Raw genomic sequence first — 4,111 nt, 5'->3', positions numbered from 1 at the left:
AAGAGACAGCCCNNNGNNNNGGTCGCGCCCCGTCCGGCCGGGACCGGACGGGGTGGGGCCGCGGCCGGGGCCCCTGCGGTCGTGGACGGCGGCCTCCAGGCCGTCGTCGAGGCCGACGGCGGCGCCGTCGCGCACGGGGTGCTCCGGGCCGCCGTGCGGGCGCAGTCTCAGCTCGCCGCCGCGGGTGGCGGTCAGCCGGTGGGCGCCGTGCGCGCCGGGGCGGGCGCGCTGGAGGGTGGGGGCGGCGCCGAGGCCCCGCTCGACGGTGAAGAGGAACGTGCCGTTCCGGGCTTGTCCGGTCCGTACGGTGAGCCGGTCCGCGGTGTGGCCGTCGCGCAGGAGCTCCAGTTCGACCCCGGTCAGGTCGAGGCGACGGCGGGCGGCCCGGAGGCGTACGGCGAGGAGCGCGCCGAGCAGCAGCGCCCCGGCGGAGCCCGCGGCGAGGGCCGGCCACCGGCGGGCGAGCCAGGTGGGCGGCGCCTCGACGCGGACGGCGAGGAACGTGCCGGCGAGGGACCGGCCGGGGTCGGCGGCGTCGACGGCGGTGATCTTCCCGCCGAGGTCGCCGAGGGGCGTGCCGGGGCCGACCGTCAGGGTGAAGGGCGTGTCGCGGCGGCTGCCCGGCGGGACGGTGACGGTGGCCGGGTCGACGCTCAGCTGCGCACCGGCCGCCTGGTCGGCGAGGGCGAGGCGCAGGGTGCGGGGGGCGCCGTCGTTGTTGGTGACGGACAGGGTGCCGCGGACCGTGCCGCCGGGGTGGACGGCCGTGCGGTCCACGGTGATCCCGGCGACGACGGCCGGGGCCCCCTCACCGGTGCGGGCGTGGAGCGGGCGCAGGTCGGAGGTGACGCCGGGCGCGGCCATCTCGGTGGTGAGCCGCAGTGCGCCGGTCGCCCCGGCGGGGATGGTGACGGTGCCGGTGAACCGCACGTCGGACCTGGTGCGGTCGGGGGCGCGGCCGTCGTCGGCGAGGGCGAAGGCGACGGGCGGGAAGCCGTCCCCGGCGAGCTTCCCGGTGACCCTGATCCCGGCGAGCTGCGCGGGGTCGGTGACGTAGACGCCGCGCCGGGTCTGCATGCGGACCTCCACGACGGCCTTCTCGCCGGGGCGGGGCGACGCGGGGTCGAGGACGACGGAGGAGCGGAGCCTGCCCTGCCAGATGGCGCGTACGGCGACCTCGCGGCCCCGGTGGCCCTCGGGTGCCTCGACGCGGGCCCGCCAGCGGCCCGGCAGCGGGTTGCCGACGCGCAGCGCCTCCACCGGGCCGCCCTGGCCGCTGAGTTCGAAGGTGGAGCCGTCGAAGGTGCCGGTGGTGGGGACCTTGCGGCCGCGCGGGTCGTAGTAGGTGACGGTGACCTCCGGGTCGTGCTTGCTGACGGTGATGGAGCCGTCGGTGGCGATCGGCGGGATCGTCACGTACAGGTCGGCGGGCGGGCGCCGGGAGTCGCCGGGGGTGACGCCGGCGCAGCGGGCGGCGGCGAACGCCTCCTGGAACGCCTCGTCGATGCCGGTGGAGTCGGCGACGACCCGCATGCGGGGGGTGGCGGAGGGCAGGTCGGCGCAGCCGCCCCGGTAGCCGCCCTCGGCCATGCCGGTGAGGGTGGCGCGGTCGATGGCGGTGCCGAAGCCGAGGGGCCAGATCTGGACGCGCTCGCGGCGGGCGCGGGCCAGTTCGTCGGCGAGCCGCTTGGCGCCGTTGGCCCTGCGGGCGGCCGGGTCGGCGCCGTACTCGGGGCTGTCGTCCACGTCGAGGCGGCCGTCGGTGAGGAGGAAGACGACCTTGGGGGTGGCCGGGGCGCCCTTCTCGGTGAGGCGGGTGACGGCCTGGCGGACGGCGGCCGGGAAGTCCGTGCCGGGGCCGACGCGGGCCGGGTCGCGGCGGGCCAGCCGCTGCACGCAGTCGCTGAGGAGCTGCCGTCCGGCGGAGTCGGCGACGGTGAGCGGGCACACCTCCCGCACGGGCGACTGGCCGGGCTTCTCGGAGCTGCCGAAGCCGATGACGGCGGCCCGGGAGCGTTCGGAGATCTCGCCCTGGACGAGCAGCGCGGCGGCCTCGACCTCGCGGGCGAGGTCCTCGTCGGAGAGGCTGTCGGACTGGTCGACGACGACGGCGAAGTCGACCGGGTCGGCGCCCTCTGGGGCGGGCGCGGCGGCGGCCGCCNNNGNCGGCGGCGGGCGCCCGCGGCGGGGCGGGGGCCAGGGCCGTCAGGGCCAGGAGCACGGCCAGGGCCGCGGCCCTCACGGTGCGTTCGGTGCGGGTCGGTCGCATGTCTCGGTCACCACAGTTCACTTGAGAGGGCCAGCGCCACGGCGAGGGCCAGGCAGAGGGCGCCCGCGCGCAGCCAGCGGTACTTGGCGGCCAGGACCTGCCCGTGGACGCCGGCCTGGTCCAGGAGCCAGGAGGTCGTGTCGGCGCCGGCCTCGGTGAGCCGGCCGAGCAGCACGTCGGCGGGGGCGCCGGCGACGAGGTCGCGCAGGAGGGTGCGGTCGGCGCCGATCCGGGTGCGGGGCAGGACGACCGCGACGAGCATCAGCATCCCGGCGCCCCACAGGACGCCGGCGAGGGCGACGAGGGCGGCGGCGAACCCGCGCGCGGTCGGCGGCGCGGGGTCGCGGGCGAAGACGACGGCGAGGAAGGCGAGCGCGCCGGACAGGAGGATCGCCGCCTTGGTGTCGGCGCGGCCGATGTCCTCGCGGACGGTGCCCAGCAGGTTCTCCGCGAGGGCGCGGACCTCCTCGGGCGAGGCCGAGGGGGCGGGATCGGGGACGGGACGGGNNACACCTCCTTNNCTGATTAATATATGNGNTCGGGGCCCGGGGCGGGGCTCATTCGTCGTCCCAGTCGTCGAAGCCGGCACTGGGGCTCGCGGGCGGGGTGTACGGCGGGACGTCGCGGTCGTCGGAACGGGACGAGCCGTACGGCGGGACGTCGCGGTCGTCGGCGCGGGGCGGGGCGTACGGGTCCTCGGGCGCACCGGCGTCCCGGTCGCGTCCCCGGTCGCGCTCCCGGTCGCGGGCGGACCGGACGCTGGTCGGCTCGTGGACGCGGTGGGGGTCGTCGTCCGGGTCCGCGGGGCGGTGCCCGGCGGGCTCGTCCTCCCAGGGCGGGCGGACCGGTTCGGCGGGCGGACCGCCGTCGGTGAGGGCGCGGGACCGGGGGCGCGGCAGGTCCAGGACCCGGTCCGCGACGCCGCCGAGGACGCCGCCGCTGCTGGTCCGCAGGTGCTCCAGGACCTGGTAGGTCATCTGGTCGAGGTCGTGGCGCTCGATGACGCCGGTGTCGATGAGCCGGTGCAGGACGGCGAGGAAGTCGGCCTTGCCCTCCCGCTCCTCCGCGAGGAGCTGCCGGCGGATCTCCCACTGCTTGTCGGGGTTGGCCGCCATGTGGTGCGCGATCTGCGCGGCCTCGCCCTGCCGGAGCACGGCCTGCAGCTCCCGCGCCCGGTCGGCGAGGAGCTGCCGGTCGTAGGCGTCCCTGCGGCGCTCCCGTTCGGCGACGCGCCGGTCGACGCCCATGCCGACGAGGGTGCGGTCGGCCTCGGCGAGCTGCCCCTTCACGTCGCTGTCGAGGTCGAAGAAGACCAGGACGCGGGTGCGCAGTCCGAGGTCGCGCCCGAAGTGGAGCCTGCCGGCGGCCAGTTCGTCCCGTACGGCCTCGTCGGCGCGCTGGGCCTCGGTGATCCCGAAGCGGCGGGAGACGGCGCGCAGCCCGTCGAGGAGGTCGTCGCGCAGGAGTTCGGCGACGTCCCACACCTGGCGGGTGACGACGAGGTGCGGGTCGTCGACCTCCCACTGGACGCTCGCCTTGGCACGGAAGGACACCCCGTCGCCGGCGGCGGGCAGTTCCAGGTCGAACTCGGTGACGTTGCGGCCGAGGAGCACCTCGAAGACCGTGTACGGGCCGCCGAACAGAGGCGTGTTGTGGTCCTCCTTCCGGTCGGGCCACATCACGCGGTGGCCGCCGTTGCGGTAGAGCAGGACGGCGGCGAGCCGCCCGCTGGTGCGCCGGTAGGGCGGCGGGCACTCGCGCAGCAGGGGCCCGAGGGGGCGGGTCCCNTGTACACCAACNNCNCGCANCTCANGTGACNCGCTTGAAGATCGTATGCCGTCT

Annotated in this window: 1 protein-coding gene and 1 pseudogene; both read right to left on the bottom strand. The window is 77.1% G+C overall.

What is annotated here, in order from left to right; genetic code table 11:
- Positions 1-20: 20 nt before the first annotated feature.
- Positions 21-2,161: pseudogene (locus MW084_RS17015) on the bottom strand (VWA domain-containing protein); the annotation flags it as partial.
- A gap of 115 nt (positions 2,162-2,276) precedes the next feature.
- Positions 2,277-2,660, bottom strand: a complete 384-nt coding sequence (locus MW084_RS17010) for a Pycsar system effector family protein (protein ID WP_476718379.1) — start codon at positions 2,658-2,660, stop codon at positions 2,277-2,279.
- Positions 2,661-4,111: the final 1,451 nt, after the last annotated feature.

The organism is Streptomyces sudanensis, from assembly GCF_023614315.1.
Taxonomy (GTDB): Bacteria; Actinomycetota; Actinomycetes; order Streptomycetales; family Streptomycetaceae; genus Streptomyces; species Streptomyces sudanensis.
This window is presented reverse-complemented; position numbering and strand designations above follow the sequence as displayed.